Source organism: Pseudomonas sp. ARP3, from assembly GCF_001029595.1.
GTDB classification, from domain to species: domain Bacteria; phylum Pseudomonadota; class Gammaproteobacteria; order Pseudomonadales; family Pseudomonadaceae; genus Aquipseudomonas; species Aquipseudomonas rhodesiae.
Genome location: NZ_LEKF01000021.1, coordinates 46,012 through 64,976, shown reverse-complemented (window position 1 = coordinate 64,976; position 18,965 = coordinate 46,012). Strand labels below are relative to the sequence as shown.

Sequence of the window (18,965 nt, the reverse complement as noted above, 5' to 3'; positions counted from 1 at the left end):
GAACTAATAAAGTCATAGCGGAAGAACCAAAGCGTTCACTAAGTGGCGAGAAAGAGTCATGGCGTCCTGATTTAAAGACGCAATTCAACATGCCAGAACAGGGCTGTCTTTTTGCTGAACACGCTGTGGCGGTTGTTGTAACTGTGCTTAAAGTTGCTTGAGGGCAGCGGGCCAATCGGGGTTATTAACAATGCCCAGGGTTTTGAACTTACCGTTGGGCAGAACTTGCACGAACAGTGCACTGCCGTACTCGGGAAACCGCGCACGGGGGTAGCCCAGATGGGTTTCAAAGTCGGCGATGCAGCCGCTGTGCGTGACGAACACCAGGTTGCGCCCGGGCTGTTTATGGCTGAGCAATTCCTCGCCCATGGCCGCGCCGCAGACGGCTTGCTGGCTGGCGGTGACGTCGGTCTTGCCGAACATAAAGCGGGAGGTCTGGGCGGTGCGAATGGTCGGGCTGGCGAGCACGTCGCTGCCTTCCATGCCCAAGGATTTAAAGGCTTTGCCGAGTTGTTCGGCGCGTTGGCTGCCTTCAATCGTCAGGCCTTCCACGGGGCCCAGGCACGGGTTGCTCGAACGGTCGCAACGCTCTTCGTGGCGCACCAGCACAATCAGATCGCCATCGCGCCAGAGCGGCAACACCGATGAACTCAGCAGGCGATTGCCGACTCCCAAGTCCCGTGGCGATAAGGGCCAGTTCATGAAAGCAGTCACCAGCAAGGCAACTACCGTAATGCCCAGCCAGAGCGCTGACAAGCGCTTGAGAAAGTGTCGGCGTGCGCGTGGTTTGGTCAGGGTCAGGTCAACCACTTCATTCACCTTGGGCGCTGTCGCCAGCGTTTTATTTATTGGGCGCGACATGTTGGCGAGTGCCTTGAGTGGAGCCAGAAGCTGTCACAGAGCGGCTGTCTTTTCGCTGAACATGGAGCGTTTAAAAGTTGCCAGGCGTAGCAACTAACAAGTTGCCGACGGATGACGCTTGGCCGGCAATTTAAAGAGTGACGGGTGGCCGTCCGGTGAAATCCATGTGAAAAATTTGCGTGGGCTCGGACCGCAGCCGTTATCCTCGATGGCCACCCATCAAACGAGTGCTCCCATGTTGCAGGTGCAAGGCGTGTTTAAAAGCTATGTCACTCCTCAGGGCCCGTTGACGGTGCTGGCCGGTGTCGATCTGCACCTGGCCGCACGCAGCAGCCTGGCGTTGATGGGGGAGTCGGGCAGCGGCAAGAGCACGCTGTTGCATCTGGTGGCCGGGTTGGATCGAGTCGATAGTGGCCGTATCCAGATCGGCGAACAGCGCCTGGACCGGATGAGCGAGGCGCAACTGGCGCACTGGCGGCGTACGGACATCGGCCTGGTGTTTCAGCAATTCAACCTGATCGGCAGTTTGCGCGTGGCCGACAACCTGGCATTCCAGGCGCGGCTGGCGGGGCGTTTCGATGCCCATTGGCAGGCGCAATTGATCGAGCGCCTGGGCCTGGGGGATTTGCTGACGCGTTACCCGGAGCAACTCTCGGGCGGCCAGCAGCAGCGGGTCGCGGTGGGGCGTGCGTTGGCTTCGCGTCCGCGGCTGTTGTTGGCCGATGAGCCCACCGGCAACCTCGACGAAGCCACCAGCGACGAGGTGCTGCAACTGATGCTCGACCTGTTGCGCGACAGCCCCACCAGCCTGTTGATGGTCACCCACAGCCCACGCCTCGCTGCACGACTGGATCGCCGGGTAGTGCTGCATCGCGGCCAGGTCGTAGCGGCGGGAGCAGTCTGAGATGGCGGTGTTCTATTGGACGTTGCGCGCCTTGCTCAGTCATTGGCGTCGCCATCCCGTGCAGTTTTTCAGCGTGCTCACCGGCCTGTGGCTGGCCACCGCGTTATTGACCGGGGTGCAAGCCCTCAACAGCCAGGCGCGCGACAGCTACGCCCGCGCCAGCCAATTGATCGGCGGCGAACCCCAGGCCAGCCTCGCGATGCCGGACGGCGCCAGTTTTCCCCAGGCACTTTTTGCCCAGTTGCGCCGTGCCGGGTGGCCGGTGTCGCCGGTGGTGCAGGGCAGGGTGCAACTTCAAGGGCATGCAGACCTGCGCCTGCAATTGATGGGCATCGACCCGCTGTCGCTGCCGGGCAGTGGCGCGGTGGCGGGGCAGCGCTTGAGCCAGGCGCAGATGCTGGCGTTCTTCGCGCCGCCGGGCCGCACCTGGGTCGCCCCGCAAACCTTGCAAGGCCTCGGGCTGCAAGCGGGTGAGCAACCCTTGACGCTGAACGGGCAGCGCCTGCCGCCGTTGCAGGCCCAAGCGGACATGGCGCCTGGGCTGTTGCTCACGGATATCGCTTTCGCCCAGCCGTTGCTGGGGATGCCCGAGCGCTTGTCACGCCTGTTGCTGGACAACGCCTTCGCCGCCGACCGCCCCACGCCGCCCGCCGGGCTCCAACTCAAGCAGGGCGAGGACAACAACCTCGCGCGGCTGACCGACAGTTTTCACCTGAACCTCGACGCACTGGGCTTTTTGTCCTTCGTAGTCGGGCTGTTTATCGTGCATGCCGCCATCGGCCTGGCCCTGGAGCAGCGGCGTGGGTTACTGCGCACCTTGCGTGCCTGCGGCGTCAGCGCGCGTTGCCTGATCGTCGGCTTAGGGGTGGAGTTGGGTGCATTGGCGTTGCTCGGCGGCGTGCTCGGCGTGGCCAGCGGTTACCTGCTGGCCAGCCTGTTGCTGCCGGATGTGGCCGCCAGCCTGCGCGGTCTGTATGGCGCCGAAGTGCCGGGGCAATTGAGCCTGAACCCCGGCTGGTGGCTGGCCGGTTTGGGCGTTAGCCTGCTCGGCGCCTTGCTCGCCGGCGCCAGTAGCCTATGGCGTGCGGCGCGCCTGCCGTTGCTGGCGTTGGCCAATGCCCAAGCCTGGCACGAGGCCCACGGGCGCTGGTTGCGGCGTCAAGGCTACGTGGCCGCCGCCGCGCTGCTGGTGGCCCTGTTGGCGCTGTGGCGCGGCGATAGCCTGGCCGCCGGCTTTGTGTTGATGGCCGCGTTGCTGCTGGGTGCCGCCCTGGGGTTGCCGGTGTTGCTTAACGGCTTGCTCAAAGCAGTGCTGGGCCGCAGTCGCTCGGTGCTCGGCCAATGGTTTCTCGCCGATTGCCGTCAGCAACTGCCGGCCCTGAGCTTGGCGCTGATGGCGTTGCTGTTGGCGCTGGCCGCCAATATCGGTGCCGGTTCCATGACCTCGGGCTTTCGCCATACATTCAATCATTGGCTGGAACAACGCCTGACCGCCGAGCTGTACCTCAACCCCCAAAGCCCGGCCCAGGCCGAGCAACTGGGCACCTGGCTGGCGCAGCAACCACGGGTGCATGCGGTACTGCCCACCTGGCAGGTGGCGGTGCAGGTGCAAGGCTGGCCGGCGGACCTGTCAGGGGTGGTCGACGATCCCACTTATCGGCAGCACTGGCCGTTGCTGGAAGCGGCGCGCGCGCCTTGGGATCAATTGCGTGACGGCGACAGCGTGATGCTCAGCGAGCAACTGGCGCGCCGCCTGGCCGTCAATCTGGGCGACACGCTGAACCTGTCGACGCCGCAAGGGCTGTGGACACCGAAGGTGGTGGGCATCTACGCCGACTACGGCAACCCCAAGGGCCATCTGCTGATCAATGCCACCCACTTGCTCAGCCACTGGCAGGGCCTGTCGCCGTCGCGTTTCAACCTGCGGGTCGCGCCGTCCGATGTGCCAGCGCTGATCCGTGACCTGCAACGGGTGTTTGCCCTGGAGGACAGCCGCATCATCGATCAGCAGCAACTCAAGGGCTGGTCGAGCCAGGTGTTCGAACGCACCTTCGCCGCCACCGCCGCGCTCAATAGCCTGACCCTCGGCGTGGCGGGCGTGGCGTTGTTCATCAGCCTGCTGACCCAGAGCCAGAGCCGCCTCGGTCAACTCGCACCGCTGTGGGCGCTGGGCGTGACGCGGCGACAATTGATGCTGCTCAACCTCGGCCAGACCTGGCTGCTGGCGGTGCTCACCTTGTGCCTGGCGCTGCCGCTGGGGCTGCTGTTGGCGTGGTGCCTGGACGCGGTGATCAATGTGCAGGCGTTCGGCTGGCGCCTGCCGTTACAGGTGTTCCCATGGCAATTGGCGCAATTGCTGGGCTTGGCACTGCTGGCCACGTTGCTGGCTTCGGCCTGGCCGCTGTGGCAGTTGTATCGCAGCCGTCCGGCGGACTTGTTGAGGACATTTGCCCATGAAGGTTAGGTCGTTGTGTTGGGCTGTGCTGTGGCTGCTGGCGGCCTGCGATAAAGCCCCTGCGCCCGCGGAAAGCTTCGCCGGCCTTGGCAGCGATGCGGCGGACTTTGCCCAAGTGGTGCCCGGCAAAGTCTTCAGCTTTCCCGAAGACCATGGCCCCCACGCGGGGTATCGCATCGAATGGTGGTACGTCACCGCCAATCTCAAGGATGCCCAGGGCAATCAGTTCGGTGTGCAGTGGACATTGTTTCGCAACGCCTTGAAGGCCGGGCCCACCCAACCGGGCTGGCACGACTCCACCCTGTGGCTCGGACATGCAGCCGTCACATCTGCCACCCGCCACTACGCCGCCGAACGCTTTGCCCGTGGCGGCGTGGGCCAGGCCGGGGCGCAAGCGGCGCCGTTCAATGCCTGGATCGATGACTGGAATTTCGCCAGCCGCCCCGGTGCCACCCGCGCATTGACCGACATGCAACTCAAGGCCCATGGTGCGCAATTTGCCTACGACCTGCGCCTGACCTCCCAGCGCCCGCTGGTGTTACAGGGCGACAACGGCTACAGCCGCAAATCCGATCAGGGCCAGGCGTCGTATTACTACAGCCAGCCATTTTTTAGCGCCGAGGGCAGCGTAAGCATTGATGGCAAGACCTATCAGGTCAGCGGCCCCGCCTGGCTCGACCGCGAATGGAGCAGCCAACCGCTGAGCGCCAGCCAGAGCGGCTGGGACTGGTTCTCCCTGCACCTGGATCGCGGCGCACAACTGATGCTGTTCCGGGTGCGGCAAACCGACGGTGCGCCCTACCTGACCGGCACCTGGATCGACCGCGAAGGCCATACCCAGACCCTGCACAATGGCGATATCCAACTGACGCCGTTGGACACTACCGCCATCGATGGGCGCCAGATACCGACGCGCTGGTCGCTGAAGATCCCCAGCAAACAGCTGGACATCACCACCGAGGCGCTTAACCCGAACGCCTGGATGAACCTGAGTATTCCGTACTGGGAAGGCCCGGTGCGCTTTGACGGTGGGGTGGGTTACTTGGAGATGACTGGCTATTAGGGGCGTTTCCGTAGGCGCTATTTCCTCACCCAGTAGGCAACTTCCCAAATGCGCTTTACCCCACCTGCGCTTGTGTCCGGGGCGTAGGCGCTTGCTTATATTTCCACGCCATCTTCTTTGCATCCCGGATGTAGGGCATGGCGCAGAGCTATATCAACGACCGCACCACGGACTACCACAGCTTGAAATCCCGCCTGATGGGCAGCGCCCCGACCCGACAACGTTCCGAACATTTTGATGTGTTGAACCGACACCTGCGCCCCGGCCTGGTCACGCCGGGGCAGTTGGTGATTATTCCCGATCCCCACAGCGTGAGTTGTTCCGGCGAGGAAGCCTGGTTGATGCGGCATGCCGAAGTAGTGCGACGCAACCTGGACATGAACTCATCCACCGGCAAGGCCTTGATCGGCAACTATGACTTGTTACAAAGCTTTATGGCATACAGCTCCATAGGCATCGGCAGCGCCACAGCGGCCTGGGCGCGGCATCTTAATGACGTGGCGCAGACCTTGGAAGAAATCGAGCAGTTGCATCAGCGCTTGAAAGACGGTGCATTGGACCGCGATGCCTTTATCCAACAGCGCCAGACCCTGTTCCGCCGCCTGGACCTGCAACTGCAAGGCGCGGCACGTTTTGGCACAGGGCTGCAGGGGCATGAATCGTTGAAAAAGGTGCTGGGAATATCGACCAAAAGCTATCTGCATAAAGGTGAGATCGCCGGGTATGCACAGCGGATTCGGGAGACCGCGCAAATGTCGAAGTGGTTGGGCAAGGGGACCTATCTGGGCGTGGCGCTGGATGTGGGCGTGGCGGGGTTGGAGATCAAGGAGGCGTGTGTGACGGGGCGAGAGGCGCAGTGCAGGAAGGCGAAGTATGTGGAGACGGGGAGGTTGGTGGGGGCGGTGTCGGGGGCGGCTGGAGCTGCAAGTTTCGGCGCTAAATTAAGTCGGCGTGCATGCAACATCTTTTTAGGTATTGCGGCTAAAGGACGTGGTGAACTCATCTGTAGTGTTATCGGAGGTGCTGCGGGTGGTTATGAGGGCGGCAATATACTTGGCGATAGCGGAGCGTTTCTGGGGGGAAAGATACTGGAGGTCAACGGGAGCCTGATATTCGAGCCAGAGGGGGTTTAACCATGTCGTTTTTTGTCGCCTTCACTTTAGTGAATTTTATTGGAGTATTAGTCCTCTTGGGACTGATGCTTTTTGTCGAATATACAAAACTCGACGAGCTGGAAAGTTACTTCAGCGAAAACGAGAAGGTCCTTAGATATAAACGTTTTTGGAAAAGAAATCAGCGAATTGACCGTTTTCATCGCATGGGGTTGATGATCGATATTCTGTCAACGCCTAAGGCTTTCCTGAAAGCCAGCCTCGTGACTGAGGCTGAGTTGGCATCTGTCCCTTTAGCGCTTAAACGATGGGCATTATGGCCATATTGTGTTTCTTATATTTGGATTGTCACTGCCGGCATTTGGTACGTCTGGTTCAATTGGTGGTCGGAGTGGACTTGACTGTGGATTTTTTTCTTGTCTACACCATTGTTGTGTTTGTTGGGACGTTTATCGTTCTGGGACTGATACTTTATGCCGAATATACAAAACTCGACGAGCTGGAAAGTTATTTCAGTGAAAACGAGAAGGTTTGTAGACATAAACGTTTTTGGAAAAGAAATCAGCGAATGGACCGTTTTCATCGCATGGGGTTGATGATCGACATCCTGTCAACGCCCAAGGCTTTTCTGAAAGCCGGTCTTGTGACTGAGGCGGAACTGGCATCTGTTCCTTTAGCGCTTAAACGATGGGCGTTGTGGCCTTATCGTGTTGCTTGCGTTTGGTTTGTCGCATCCTGCGTTTGGTATATCTGGTTTCATGGGTGGTCAGAGTGGATTTGACTGTGGATTTTTTCTTGTCTACATCACTCTGTTGATAGTTTTTACTTTCGTCATGTTAGGACTGATGTTATTTGCCGAACATAGAAAGCTGGAAGAGCTGGAGAGTTATTTCAGTAAGAACAAAATGGTTCTTGAGCACAAACGTAAATGGGGCGTAACCAGAGACTCGCCAGATTTCATCGCATGGGTTTGATGATCGATATCCTCTCAATGCCAAAGTGCTATGTGAAAGAAGGACTTGTGACCGAGGCCGAGTTGGCCTGCGTTCCATTATCTCTCAAACGCTGGGCTCTATGGCCCTATCGCTTGTGCCACATTTGGGCTCTTGCATTGCTCGTTGGAGCTGTCTGGCGCAGTTGGTACGATATCGAAATCTGAAATGTCTTACATAACTTTCAAAAAATACTGTACATCCACATTTGGGCGCTTCGATGAGGGGACAAGGGGTGCTGGCGTGCGCAGATATTGGCGGCGCTGCGGGTGGGCAGGCGGTAGGCTTGCATTACTGAGTGGAAAGATCCTGGAGGTTAACGGTGATTTGATCTTCGAGCCAGAGGGGGCTTAAGCGTGTCGTTTTTTCTTGCCTTCACCATTGTGCATTTTGTTGGGGCGTTTGTTGTTTTGGGACTGGCGCTGTTTGCCGAATATACAAAACTCGACGAAGTGGAAAGTTATTTCACTCATAACGAAAGGGTCCGCGCCAATAAGCGATTCTGGAGAAAAAATCATTGGATCGACAGGCAATACCGCATGTTGTTGATGTTTGATTTACTGTCTGACTCAGCACGCTATGTGAAAGCAGGTGTCGTGACCGAAGCCGAACTGGTGTCTGTGCCGTTAGCGCTCAAGCGTTGGGTGTTGTGGCCCTATTACCTTGGCCTCATTTGGGTTATCGGCACCGTCGCTTGGTCCGTTTGGCGTAGATGGTGCGGCGTCGAAATGGCGCTAAATTAAGTCGGTGTGCATGCAACATCTTTTTAGATATTGCGGCTAAAGGGCGTGGTGAACTGATCTGTAGTGTTATCGGAGGTGCTGCGGGTGGATATGAGGGCGGTAATTTGTTCGGCGATGGCGGGGCGTTTCTGGGTGGGCAGATCCTGGAAGTTAATGGTGATTTGATATTCCAGCCAGAGGGCGCATAGCCATGGATCTTTTTCTTGCTTACACCATCGTGTGGTTTGGTGGGATGCTTGTTATTTTGGGACTGATGCTTTATGCCGAATATACAAAACTCGACGAACTGGAAAGTTATTTCAGTGAAAACGAGAAAGTTTGTAGACATAAACGTTTTTGGAAAAGAAAACAGCGAATTGACCGTTTTCATCGCATGGGGTTGATGATCGATATTCTGTCAACGCCCAACGCTTTTCTGAAAGCCGGTCTTGTGACTGAGGCGGAACTGGCATCTGTTCCTTTAGCGCTTAAACGATGGGCGTTGTGGCCTTATCGTGTTGCTTGCGTTTGGTTTGTCGCATCCTGCGTTTGGTATATCTGGTTTCATGGGTGGCCAGAGTGGATTTGACTGTGGATTTTTTTCTCGTCTACATCACTCTATTGATAGTTTTTACTTTCGTCATCTTAGGACTGATGTTATTTGCCGAACATAGAAAGCTGGAAGAGCTGGAGAGTTATTTCAGTAAGAACAAAATGGTTCTTGAACACAAACGTAAATGGGGGCGTAACCAGAGACTCGCCAGATTTCATCGCATGGGTTTGATGATCGATATCCTCTCAATGCCAAAGTGCCATGTGAAAGAAGGACTTGTGACCGAGGCTGAGTTGGGCTGCGTTCCGTTAGCTCTCAAACGCTGGGCTCTATGGCCCTATCGCCTGTGCCACATTTGGGCTCTCGCGTTGCTCATCGGGGCTGTCTGGCGTAGATGGGGCGGCATTGAAATCTGAAGTCTCCCACATTTTTTTCAAAAAAATACTGTACATCTATACAGTAAAGTCCTACAGTCCATCCCAGGTGACCGGATGTCACCTGACCTTCAGTTTTTAACTATGGATGGATAAAAAATGAAATCGAAAAAAGCCTTTATGCTCGGCGCGGCCATGGCCGCCTCCTGCTTTGTTTCGGCCTTTGCGCTGGCGGAGCAAACCCCTCAGAAACTCAGTGCCCAGGCCGTCCGGCAGGCGGTCGACAAGGCGCTCAAGCCCGGCGGCAAGTTGGATGGGGCGAAGGTTTCGGCCTCGCTCAAGCAAAAACTCAAGGCCGCCAAGACCGGCCAGTCCAAGGCGCTGACCCAGGCGGTGAAAACCGCACCGTTCGACACCGTGGTCGGTGAACTGAAAAAACCGGCGCAGGCCCAATTGAGCGCCGCTGCCATTGCTGCGTTCGAGCCGTTGTTCCCCACGCTGGATATCAACACGCTCTACAGCGTGGACGGGGTGCAGACCGGCAACGAGTTCGCCTACCACTTCAACCTGCCGCAGAATGCGCGCATCCAAGTGCAACTGGTCAACCAGAGCGCCGGCACCGACATGTCGCTGAACCTGTTCCTCGACGACGGCCAGGGCAACCTGAGCCTGGTCGGCTCTTCGGATGCCGCCGGCAACGCCGATGAATACCTCAATGGCGTGCTGCCGGCGGGGGATTATTACTGGTACATGGTGGCCAACGCCGCCAGCAACGGGCAGTTCAGCTTTGGCGTTGCCGTAGACACCAATATCGATGCCTACGAACCCAACGACACGCCGCAAACCGCCTTCGTGCTGCCGGACTCGATGAACAAAGTCAGCGGTAACCTCGACAACGCCAACGATGTCGATTACTTCGACTTCAAGGCCGTGCGCGGCCAGAGCGTGAGTATGTACCTGGCCGGTGATGAAACCGGCAGTCGCAACCAGTGGATCTTCGACCGTTTCGACGGGGTCAATTGGGTCACGGTACCGGCCGGTTCGACGTCGACCTACCCCAGCGTGGCGCCGGGCACCACGGTCAAAGTGCGCGTACGGGCCAACCCGAACGTGGCGCAGGATGCGACCAAGCAGTACCAACTGAGCCTGGGCTCCACGCCGCGCCTCAATAACCACGATGTGAAGGGCGACAACATCGTTCGCGTGCCGGTTTCGGAAATGCCACTGGCCACGCAAACCGCGCGGGTTCTGAACTGGAGCACGCAATGGTCCGACTCCACTGGTGCGCCGTTGCTGGGTGTCACGCCGGTGCTGCGCGTGGACAACCACTTCATCGACTTCGACTACCGCTGGGTCGACTACCCGGCCACCACCAACAGCGCAGGTGCGACCTCGGCCACGGCGAATATCGGCAGCTGCTTCGGCGATTACCATACGGTCATCAACGACAGCAGCACCGGTGTGCCGTACAAGTGGGACACCACCTACAACCAGGGCGGCTGGCGCATCGAGCTGGCTGAGTTTCCGGGGGTAGGCGTCGGTGGTGACAATGTGCAGTACGTCAGCCTGGGGCATATCTGCACCCAGACCATCGTGCATTGATCGTGACGCGTCAGTGAAAAAGGGGGCAGCCTGCACAGGCTGCCCCCTTTTTTTGCGGCAATGGCTGATGGCTTAACTCAATGGATCCCAGCGCTGTGACCAATCCCCTTCGGCCTTGACCACCCCGCGCAGCAGTTCCAGCGCCTGCTGCAACACCGCCGAATCCCGCGCCCGTGCGTACACCAGGTACGTCGGAAAGCTGAATTCGGGCGCTTTGGCTACGCGCCGCATCACGCCGCTGTCCAGGTAGCTTTGCACCACTCGCGTGCGGAAGTACCCGGCGCCGCCGTTCTCCAGGATGTATTGCAGTGCCAGCGGGCCGAGGTTGAAACTCACGGCGGCGCGGGCCCGGTCGGGCAGGGCGGCGTCATGCTGCTGGCGAAACCCCGGGCCCCAATCGATATAGACGTAGGGTTCGGGCTTGCTCGCCAATTGCACCAGGATCAGTTTTTCCTCCAACACCTGCTCCACTTGCAGCCCCGGCCAGTAGTGCGGCTGGAACACCAGCGCGGCGTCGAGCACGCCCAGTTCCAGTTGACGCAACAGATAGTCGCCCTCGCGGATCTCCGTACGCAGGGCATGACCGGGGATGTGTTCGCGCAGGGCTTGGGCCCAGCCGAGCATCAGCGGGTTGCACAGGCTCACCTCGCCGCCGATATGCAGCACATTGCGATAGCCATCGGGTAACGGCAGGTCGCGGCGCGCGGCTTCCCAGGTTTGCAGCAATTGATTGGCGTACACCACAAACGCCTCGCCATCGGCGGTCAGTCGTGCCCCGGCCCGGTTGCGCACGAACAGCGTGCAGCCCAGCTGGTTCTCCAGGTTTTTCACGCGGGCGGTGATGGCGGTCTGGGTAACGTGCAGTTTCTCTGCCGCCGCGGCCAGGCTGCCGCAGCGAGTGATTTCGAGGAAGGTGCGTGCCAGTTCGATGTCCATGAAGCCCCCGCGAATGAATGGGAGGCATTGTAGAGGGGATGCCATAGGATGGGGGAATCGGGATACACGCCGGACGGAAATGTATGGGGTGTCACTCAGGAAAAGCGCCTGCCAACCCGCAGTTGGCAGACCTAGAGTCGACGGCGACGGTGGGAATACCTCCCCCGTTATTTTGTCATCTCACTGATTGAGAGCCTCGGAGACACGCTATGACGAACTCACCCACAATTACCATTTCACCCTATGCCAGCGCGACCGTCACTCAGTTGGATCGCGTACTGCACGCCGATCAACGCGGCGGCGGGCGCGAGATCAATGGCAAGCCTTCCTACAGCATCCAGCAGGCGGCCGATGAGATAACCCGTGACAATTTGCGTTGGCCTGATCTTAACGGTGATGGAAAAACGGACATCGCCTATCGTTTTCTGACAACGGCGGGGCAGTCATTCCGCCAGCTGGGGCTCACGCAGTTCAGCGAATTCAATCAAGCGCAAAAGGAATCGGCACTCAGGGCCATGGAGCACTGGTCGGATGTCGCCAATCTGAGTTTCACCCAGGCCAGCCCGGGGACGCAGGAGGATGGCAACATCAGTTTCGGCAACTTCGCCCTGGACCCCCAAGGTCGCAACGCGTTCGCGAGCCTTCCACCTTCCGAAGGAGCCCGCCAATTCATGGCATCACGTCCCCGCGCTCAAATAAACGTGCCGGTCGCCGAGGTTTGGCTCAACGGCACGGAAGACGCTCATACCGCACCGAGCCTCAACAACGAAGGCCACAAAACCCTTGCCCACGAGGTCGGGCACGCCCTTGGGCTAGGGCATCCGTTCAGAAGCCATCCCGCTGGCGTGAGTTACAACACGGCCACATACGCGGAGGACACCGGCGGACACAGCATTATGAGCTATTGGAGCGAACACCACTCCGGGCAGTCATTTCACAAAAACGGCATGCACCATTCGCCTTCAACGCCGATGGTCGATGACATCGCGGCGATGCAAAAACTGTACGGTGTCAATCATCAAACCCGTACGGGCGATACCACCTATGGGTTTAATTCCAATGCCGACCGCGAGGCCTATCACCTGCACTCGAACGCTGACGCACCGGTATTCACGGTGTGGGACGGTGGTGGCACGGACACCCTGGATTTTTCCGGCTTTAGCCAAAACCAGGTCATCAATCTCAATGAAGGCACACCCTCGGATATTGGAGGGATGCGAAAAAATGTGTTCATCGCCAAAGGCACCACAATAGAAAACGCTAAAGGCGGAGCCGGCGACGACATATTGATTGGCAACGCGGCACAGAACGAATTGTCCGGTGGTGGTGGCAAGAACACTTACGTCTTTTTAACCCCTGAGCAATCGACACCGCAGGCGCCTGATCGAATCACGGACTTTGTGTCGGGTAGGGACAAGATCGATATTTCCAATCTCCGTGCGACCGGGCCCGAGAGTACTTATATCGATGAAAGTAACTATTCTCCGATCGAGGAATTGCGGAACGGCTTAAATTCCACAAGGCCACGGCGCGACATTGCGCAAAAACCGGTCGAATTAGTTTCCAAGTTCAGCGGTGAAGGGCGGCAAGTCATGCTGACGTACGACGAAAATGCCCGTCAGGAAGTACTGCAGATTGATCTGGATGGCGATCGGCGTGCCGACTTTATGCTCAAAATTGACAGCGAGCAGATGTTGAGTTGGGGCGATTTCGTGAAATAAATCCTGAAGGTGCGGCGGTAGCCCTTCGATCGGCTACCGTTCGCTGAAGCACCGCTCATGCGTAGCATGGGTGCGATTTATCGTATTAATGCGGATAAATAGCACTTAATAACGATCCGACCGGAGCGTCAACGCGAGAGGTCGCTTTCGGCGGCAAAGGGTCGCAAACAGTGTGCTATGGCCAATCGCCCAGATCCAGGCAGCGCGTGAAGGGCGGCGGCTGCCTGCCGTAGGCCAGAAAGTCGCCGATCCAGCGGGTGATGCAAGCGCCGGCATCCGCCTTTGCCGGCTCCTTGAGACGCAGCTGTTCGACTTGCAGGGGGCCGCTGTCGTCGGGGTCGGCGTTGACCAGCACCATGCGCGCCACGCGTTCGGGGAACAGCGCGCTGTAGCGATTGCCCAGCCGCGTGGCTTCAGCGTTGCCCAGGTAATGCAGTTGGGCATCGCCGAGTTGGGCACGTACGTATTCCATGTCGCGGGCGGCGTATTCCATGTCGTTGGGCTGGCGGATAGTGCGCGCGCTGAGTTCGATCACGTCATAGCGATCGAGCAGCGTGCGATAGGCCGGGGTGGTGTGGGTATTCCAGCGGCTGGCCAGTTGAATGGCGAAGGTGCCGCTGCTGTTCTTGCGCGCCGGTTCGCCGGCTTGGGTGAAGATCACGCCCTGACGGCTCAACGGCTCGCGGGCGCCAACACGGGTGACGGTCAGGCGCAGGATGCCCTGGCGGGGCGCTGCGTAGTTACGCGGTACCGATACGGTGCCGCACTGGGTGCGTTCCAGTACGTTGGGGTCGAGGCGTTCGTTAGCGGGCAGGGGGCAGTCCAGCAACCAATCGATGGCGGTCGGTTTGATCAACGGCTCGGCAAAGGCAAGGCCTGCCAGCAGCCAGAGGCAGCCGCAGGCCAAGTGTTTTACGACGGTCATCGAGAGGTCCAGGGCAGCTGTATGACAGCGGCTTTTTTACCAAGGACCTCGGGGTTGAGAATGTAGGGTGAAAAGACGGCTCGTGTAAGAAAGCGGAGTTTTGTTTATCGGATTTCAGAGGTCCAGCCGCCACCCAACGCTTTGTAGAGCGCGATGCTGGCTTGCAGGCGTGACAGTCGCAGTTGCACGTTCAGGTCCTGAGCGGCGAACAAGGTGCGCTGGGTTTCAAGCACCGTCAGCCAGTCGGCGGCCCCAGCCTGGTAGCGCTGTTGGGCGATCTGGAATGCGGTCTGCGCCTGGCGCAGTTCTTCGTCCTGCCATTGGCGCTGCTGGTCGAGGCGGGTGATGCTGCTGAGGGCTTTTTCCACGTCGGCAAAGCCGTTGATGATCGCGCCGCGGTAGGTTTGCAACAGTTCATCCTGGCGCGCGCGGGCCTTGTCCCGTTCAGCGCTTAAACGGCCGTTGTTGAAGATCGGTGCCACCAGCCCGGCGGTTAGCGTGTAATAAGGGCTGCGTAGCACATCGACGGCCTTGTAGGCGTCGGAGCCCAAGGTGGCGCCGAGGGTCACGGCGGGCAGCAGGGCGGCGCGGGCCACCGTCACGTCCGCCTGCGCCGCCGCCAGTTGGGCTTCGGCCTTGGCGATGTCCGGGCGGCGGCTGAGCAATTGGCTGGGCAGGCCGGCGCCAATGACGGGCCAGGTCAGATTCTGGAAGTGCTCGGCGCCCAGGTCCAGGGCCTGCACGGGTTGGCCGAGAAGGGCGGCGAGGGTGATGCGCGACTCTTCGGCCTGTTGCGCGATCAATGGCAACTGGCGCTGCTGGCCGGCCACCAGGCTTTTTTGTTGGGCCAACTCCAACGCGGTGGCCGAGCCGGCGTCATAGCGGGTTTGCACCAGGGCGAGCACATCCCGCGCATTGGCCAGGTTCAACTCGGCGATCTGCCGGCGTTGCTCGGCGGCGAGGGTTTGCGCATAGCGGTCGGCGACGTTGCTGAGCAGGGTCAGTTCCACGGTGGCCTGGTCGAATTCGCTGGCCCGTAGGCTGTGCAGGGCGCTGTCGCGGGCGGCAGCGCGAGCGCCCCAGAAATCCACTTCGTAGCTGGCGGTCAGGTTGGCGCCGAAGTTGTTGACCGTGTCGTCACTATCGCTGGCGTCAAGGTCCGGGCCGCCGGGGCCGCGCAGCAGCTTCTGATGGCTGGTGGTGAGGTTGGCCTTCACCTCCGGCAGCAACGGCGCGCCGGCAATCACCGCGCTGGCCTGAGCCTGGCGCACCCGCGCCACCGCTGCGGCCACATCGAAACTGTCGCGCCGCGCCTGTCCGATCAAACGATTGAGCGGCGCACTGCCGAACTGTGTCCACCACTGGGTGTTCACGTTCTGGGCGGCCTCGCGTTCGGCGTACTGCCAGGCGGCCGGCGGCGCGATGCCGCTGTCGACGCTGGGCGGTTGGCCGGCGCAGGCATTGAGCAGCAGGCACAGGCTGAGCACGCACAGGTGCGATGGGATACAGGGTTTATTCACTGGTCAATGCCTTAACCGGATCGAGCCGGGCAGCTTTACGGGCCGGCATAAAGCCGAATACGACGCCGGTGACCAACGCACAGCCAAACGCGCCAAGCACCGCCACCAGGGAAAACTGCACTGCCACCTTGGCCAGCGTCAGCACGCCGCCCACCAGCAAGGCCAGAGCGATGCCGCACAGGCCGCCGACCACCGAGAGCATCACCGCCTCGGTGAGGAACTGGCGCAGGATGTCGCGCTGGCGTGCGCCGGTGGCCATGCGGATACCGATTTCGCGGGTACGCTCGCGCACCGTCATCAGCATGATGTTCATCACACCGATACCGCCCACCAGCAGGGAAATCGCCGCAATCGAACCGAGCATCAGCGACAGGGTGTTCTGGGTGCGCGCCTCGGCCTGGATCATCGCGGCGTTGTTGGTCAGCTCGTAGTCGCGCTTGCCGTGGTGCAGGCGCTGCATCAACTGGTCGATGGCCTGTTCGGCCTCATGCACCTTGCGTGCATCGGCGGCGGCGATCACCACATACTCGGGGTTGTAGCTGCCGAACAGGCGCACGCTGGCGGCGGTGTAGGGAATGGCGATGCGGTCGTCGCTGTCTTTATTGCCGGAGCTGGCGCCTTTTTCCGCCAGCACGCCGATGACCTGGAACGGCACGTTCTCGATCAGGATGTATTGGCCGATCGGGTCGACCAGGCCCTTGAACAACTTCTCGCGCACCCGATGACCGATCACCGCCACCGTGGCCCCGGCGCGCTCGTCGGCCGCCGTGAAGTAACTGCCCTCGACCACCGGCCAGTTGAAAATGTCGGGGAAATTGGTGTCGTTGCCGCCCACGTACGCCATGTAGTCGACGTTGCCGTAACGCACCCCGGCTTCGCTGCCGTTGACCGGCATGATGCGCTGCACCTGAGGCAGCGCCGCCAGCGCTGCGACGTCGGCCAAACTGACGATGCCCAGCGGCGTGCGTGGGTTGGGTGAGGCGCCGCTGAGGTAGAGGATGTTTGAACCGAACGCACCCATCTGCGCCATGACCTGGCGCTTGCTGCCTTCGCCCACGGCCAGCATCACCACCACCGACGCCACGCCGATGATGATGCCGAGCAACGTCAGCGCGGTGCGGAAGCGGTTGATCCACATCACACGCCAGGCCGCCTGGACAGCGTCCACCAGTTCGGCTTTCCAGGCGCCATTGTGTTCGGCGCCGTCCGCCAGACGCTGACGCAGGTCAACCGCTTGCAGGGCGCCGGGGGTAGCGGCGGGCGCGGTGTCGTGGGCGGATGCCGAATCGCTGATGATCAGGCCATCGCGAATCTCGATGATGCGGTTGGCGCGCGCCGCGACTTCGCGGTCGTGGGTGATCAGGATCACCACATGGCCCTGGCTGGCCAGCTCGTCGAGCAGGCTCATTACCTCGGCGCCACTGTGGCTGTCGAGGGCGCCGGTGGGTTCGTCGGCGAGGATGATGTGCCCGCCGTTCATCAACGCGCGAGCGATGGACACCCGCTGCTGCTGGCCGCCGGAGAGCTGATGCGGGCGGTTACCGGTACGTTCGGCCAGGCCCAGGCGGGTGAGCAGGGCGCTGGCCCGTGCATGCCGTTCGGCGGCGCTGATTCCGGCGTAGATCGCCGGCATTTCCACGTTTTCCTGGGCCGAACCGGACGGGATCAGGTGATAACCCTGGAACACAAAACCGAACGCTTCACGGCGCAGCCAGGCCAGGGCGTCGCTGTCCAGGTGCGCGACGTTCTCCCCGGCGAACAGGTACTCGCCACTGCTGGGGCGGTCGAGGCAACCGAGGATATTCATCAAGGTGGATTTGCCCGAGCCGGATGCGCCTACAATCGCCACGAATTCGCCGGCGTGAATCGCCAGGTCGATACCGCGCAATACGTCAACCTGAGGACTGTCGCCGCCGCCGTAGGTTTTGCGGATGTGCCTGAGTTCGATCAGCGGCGTACTCACCTCAACCCCCATGGCCGTCGCCCGGGCCGATCAACAGGTGGTCGCCTTCGTTCAAACCGTCGAGCACCTGCACCCGCAAGCGGTCGCTGAGGCCCAGGCGCACCTCGCGCTGTTCGATGCTGCCGTTGGGCATCACCACGCGGGCGATCTGTTTGTCGGTGTTGCCGTTGCCGAGCAGGGCGGCGACCGGGGCGGTGAGGGTGTCCTTGGCCTGGCCGGCGACGAAGAACAACTGAGTGGTCATCTCAGCCATCAGTGCGTTGTCGGTGTTATCCACGTCCAGCAGCACGGTGTACAGCACCACGCGGCCGGTGCCGCTTTTATTGGAACTGGTGGGGCTGCCGCTGCCCTGGGTTTCGTTCAACGGCTTGGGCGGAATCGGCAGGATCTGGCGCACAGTGCTGGTCCAGCGCCGGTTGCCGCCGCTCAGGGTGGTGAAATAGGCGCTCATGCCGGGTTTGACGTGGCCGATATCGGCCTCCGACACCTCGGCCCATACGGTCATCGGCGACAACTTGGCGATGCGCAGGATCAGCGGCGTCTGCTGTTGAGCGTTGAGGGTCTGGCCGACGCGGGCGTCCACCGCCACCACGGTGCCGCTCATTGGCGCATAAATACGTGTGTAGCCAAGCTCCGCTTCATCGCTGCGCAGGCTGGCCTGGGCTTGGCGGATCTGGGCCTGGAACATATCGACCCGGGCCTGGGTCGCGCTCAGCTCGGCCTTGGCGGTTTGTACGTCTTCTTCACGGGTGGCGTTGCCGCTGGCCAGTCGCTGCTGGCGTTGGTACTTCTGGCGCGCCAACTCGTGCTGGGCTTTCTGTTCCTGCAATTGCGCCTTAAGGTTTTCGATGGCGTAGCGGCTGGCGTCGAGCTTGGCCTGTTGGGTGGATGGGTCGATTTCCACCAGCAATTGGCCTTCCTTGACCTGATCGCCCGCCTCGACGTGGATCTTGCGGATTTGCCCGGACGCCTGGGCGCCCACGTCCACATAGCGGCGCGGTTGCAGGGTACCGAGGGCGGTCACGCTGTTTTCGATATTGCCGCGGGTCACGGTGACGGTGGTCAGGTCGTCGCGGCCCGAGGGCAGTACCTGCCACGCGGCGACGGCGATCAGCGGTAACAGGCACGCCACAACAAGCAAGGCGCGTCGGGCGGGGCGGGGGCGTTTCATGGATGGATTCCAGCCAGGAGAGTTCAGGGCGCGGTTGCGCAGAGCTGACAGTTAAACGAGATAAGGGCGCTGGAATTTAAGCACTTACATA

General features: G+C 60.4%; 17 protein-coding genes. 11 read left to right on the top strand and 6 right to left on the bottom strand.

Translation table 11 applies throughout. The annotated features are described in order from the left end of the window. Positions 1 to 147 precede the first annotated feature (147 nt). Positions 148 to 861: a histidine phosphatase family protein gene (locus ABX75_RS21520; RefSeq protein ID WP_047882617.1), complete on the bottom strand. Its 714-nt coding sequence runs from the start codon at positions 859 to 861 to the stop codon at positions 148 to 150. Between the two features lie 235 nt (positions 862 to 1,096). Between ABX75_RS21520 and ABX75_RS21515 the strand changes: the two genes are divergently transcribed. The 10 genes from ABX75_RS21515 to ABX75_RS21470 all read left to right on the top strand — a co-directional run bounded on the left by ABX75_RS21515 (position 1,097) and on the right by ABX75_RS21470 (position 10,638). Continuing rightward, positions 1,097 to 1,765 (top strand): ABC transporter ATP-binding protein, encoded by a 669-nt coding sequence (locus ABX75_RS21515; protein ID WP_047882616.1) that lies wholly within the window; start codon positions 1,097 to 1,099, stop codon positions 1,763 to 1,765. Position 1,766: 1 nt separating this feature from the next. After that, positions 1,767 to 4,229 (top strand): FtsX-like permease family protein, encoded by a 2,463-nt coding sequence (locus ABX75_RS21510; RefSeq protein WP_047882615.1) that lies wholly within the window; start codon positions 1,767 to 1,769, stop codon positions 4,227 to 4,229. After that, a complete protein-coding gene (locus ABX75_RS21505) occupies positions 4,219 to 5,283 on the top strand; it encodes a lipocalin-like domain-containing protein (RefSeq protein WP_047882614.1) in 1,065 nt (354 codons plus the stop codon). The genes ABX75_RS21510 and ABX75_RS21505 overlap by 11 nt, the downstream gene beginning before the upstream one ends. Positions 5,284 to 5,420: 137 nt before the next feature. Further along, positions 5,421 to 6,416 carry a hypothetical protein gene (locus tag ABX75_RS21500; protein ID WP_034111025.1) on the top strand — a complete coding sequence of 332 codons (996 nt, stop codon included), beginning with the start codon at positions 5,421 to 5,423 and terminating at the stop codon, positions 6,414 to 6,416. A gap of 2 nt (positions 6,417 to 6,418) precedes the next feature. Next, positions 6,419 to 6,796: a hypothetical protein gene (locus ABX75_RS21495; RefSeq protein WP_047882613.1), complete on the top strand. Its 378-nt coding sequence runs from the start codon at positions 6,419 to 6,421 to the stop codon at positions 6,794 to 6,796. A 2-nt stretch (positions 6,797 to 6,798) separates the two neighbouring features. After that, positions 6,799 to 7,176: a hypothetical protein gene (locus ABX75_RS21490; protein ID WP_047882636.1), complete on the top strand. Its 378-nt coding sequence runs from the start codon at positions 6,799 to 6,801 to the stop codon at positions 7,174 to 7,176. A gap of 567 nt (positions 7,177 to 7,743) precedes the next feature. Then, complete coding sequence (locus tag ABX75_RS21485) at positions 7,744 to 8,130, top strand: hypothetical protein (protein ID WP_034115644.1); 387 nt, start codon at positions 7,744 to 7,746, stop codon at positions 8,128 to 8,130. A gap of 190 nt (positions 8,131 to 8,320) precedes the next feature. Beyond that, positions 8,321 to 8,698 (top strand): hypothetical protein, encoded by a 378-nt coding sequence (locus ABX75_RS21480; protein WP_047882612.1) that lies wholly within the window; start codon positions 8,321 to 8,323, stop codon positions 8,696 to 8,698. Positions 8,699 to 8,700: 2 nt separating this feature from the next. Next, positions 8,701 to 9,078, top strand: a complete 378-nt coding sequence (locus ABX75_RS21475) for a hypothetical protein (protein WP_047882611.1) — start codon at positions 8,701 to 8,703, stop codon at positions 9,076 to 9,078. 117 nt (positions 9,079 to 9,195) lie between these two features. Next, positions 9,196 to 10,638, top strand: coding sequence for a hypothetical protein (locus ABX75_RS21470; RefSeq protein WP_034098972.1), 1,443 nt, complete (start codon positions 9,196 to 9,198; stop codon positions 10,636 to 10,638). Positions 10,639 to 10,710: 72 nt separating this feature from the next. Here ABX75_RS21470 and ABX75_RS21465 read toward each other — a convergent pair whose 3' ends face one another. Then, on the bottom strand, positions 10,711 to 11,574 hold the full coding sequence (locus ABX75_RS21465) for a LysR family transcriptional regulator (protein WP_034111016.1): 864 nt from the start codon (positions 11,572 to 11,574) through the stop codon (positions 10,711 to 10,713). Positions 11,575 to 11,783: 209 nt separating this feature from the next. On the opposite strand from ABX75_RS21465, the gene ABX75_RS21460 reads away from it, so the two are divergent. After that, positions 11,784 to 13,295, top strand: coding sequence for a M10 family metallopeptidase C-terminal domain-containing protein (locus ABX75_RS21460; RefSeq protein WP_047882610.1), 1,512 nt, complete (start codon positions 11,784 to 11,786; stop codon positions 13,293 to 13,295). Between the two features lie 175 nt (positions 13,296 to 13,470). Here ABX75_RS21460 and ABX75_RS21455 read toward each other — a convergent pair whose 3' ends face one another. From ABX75_RS21455 to ABX75_RS21440, 4 genes are all read right to left on the bottom strand, one after another. Continuing rightward, a complete protein-coding gene (locus ABX75_RS21455) occupies positions 13,471 to 14,220 on the bottom strand; it encodes an alpha/beta fold hydrolase (protein ID WP_047882609.1) in 750 nt (249 codons plus the stop codon). Positions 14,221 to 14,324: 104 nt separating this feature from the next. Further along, positions 14,325 to 15,740 (bottom strand): efflux transporter outer membrane subunit, encoded by a 1,416-nt coding sequence (locus ABX75_RS21450; RefSeq protein ID WP_047882608.1) that lies wholly within the window; start codon positions 15,738 to 15,740, stop codon positions 14,325 to 14,327. Further along, positions 15,733 to 17,715 carry a MacB family efflux pump subunit gene (locus ABX75_RS21445; RefSeq protein ID WP_144419319.1) on the bottom strand — a complete coding sequence of 661 codons (1,983 nt, stop codon included), beginning with the start codon at positions 17,713 to 17,715 and terminating at the stop codon, positions 15,733 to 15,735. The genes ABX75_RS21450 and ABX75_RS21445 overlap by 8 nt, the downstream gene beginning before the upstream one ends. After that, positions 17,705 to 18,874 (bottom strand): efflux RND transporter periplasmic adaptor subunit, encoded by a 1,170-nt coding sequence (locus ABX75_RS21440; RefSeq protein WP_047882607.1) that lies wholly within the window; start codon positions 18,872 to 18,874, stop codon positions 17,705 to 17,707. Before ABX75_RS21440 ends, ABX75_RS21445 begins: the two co-directional genes overlap by 11 nt. Positions 18,875 to 18,965: the final 91 nt, after the last annotated feature.

Coding starts and splice junctions, on each gene's coding strand:
- ABX75_RS21520 (WP_047882617.1), bottom strand. CDS start 861: ATGTCGCGCCCAATAAATAAAACGCTGGCGACAGCGCCCAAGGTGAAT.
- ABX75_RS21515 (WP_047882616.1), top strand. CDS start 1,097: ATGTTGCAGGTGCAAGGCGTGTTTAAAAGCTATGTCACTCCTCAGGGC.
- ABX75_RS21510 (WP_047882615.1), top strand. CDS start 1,767: ATGGCGGTGTTCTATTGGACGTTGCGCGCCTTGCTCAGTCATTGGCGT.
- ABX75_RS21505 (WP_047882614.1), top strand. CDS start 4,219: ATGAAGGTTAGGTCGTTGTGTTGGGCTGTGCTGTGGCTGCTGGCGGCC.
- ABX75_RS21500 (WP_034111025.1), top strand. CDS start 5,421: ATGGCGCAGAGCTATATCAACGACCGCACCACGGACTACCACAGCTTG.
- ABX75_RS21495 (WP_047882613.1), top strand. CDS start 6,419: ATGTCGTTTTTTGTCGCCTTCACTTTAGTGAATTTTATTGGAGTATTA.
- ABX75_RS21480 (WP_047882612.1), top strand. CDS start 8,321: ATGGATCTTTTTCTTGCTTACACCATCGTGTGGTTTGGTGGGATGCTT.
- ABX75_RS21470 (WP_034098972.1), top strand. CDS start 9,196: ATGAAATCGAAAAAAGCCTTTATGCTCGGCGCGGCCATGGCCGCCTCC.
- ABX75_RS21465 (WP_034111016.1), bottom strand. CDS start 11,574: ATGGACATCGAACTGGCACGCACCTTCCTCGAAATCACTCGCTGCGGC.
- ABX75_RS21460 (WP_047882610.1), top strand. CDS start 11,784: ATGACGAACTCACCCACAATTACCATTTCACCCTATGCCAGCGCGACC.
- ABX75_RS21455 (WP_047882609.1), bottom strand. CDS start 14,220: ATGACCGTCGTAAAACACTTGGCCTGCGGCTGCCTCTGGCTGCTGGCA.
- ABX75_RS21445 (WP_144419319.1), bottom strand. CDS start 17,715: ATGGGGGTTGAGGTGAGTACGCCGCTGATCGAACTCAGGCACATCCGC.
- ABX75_RS21440 (WP_047882607.1), bottom strand. CDS start 18,874: ATGAAACGCCCCCGCCCCGCCCGACGCGCCTTGCTTGTTGTGGCGTGC.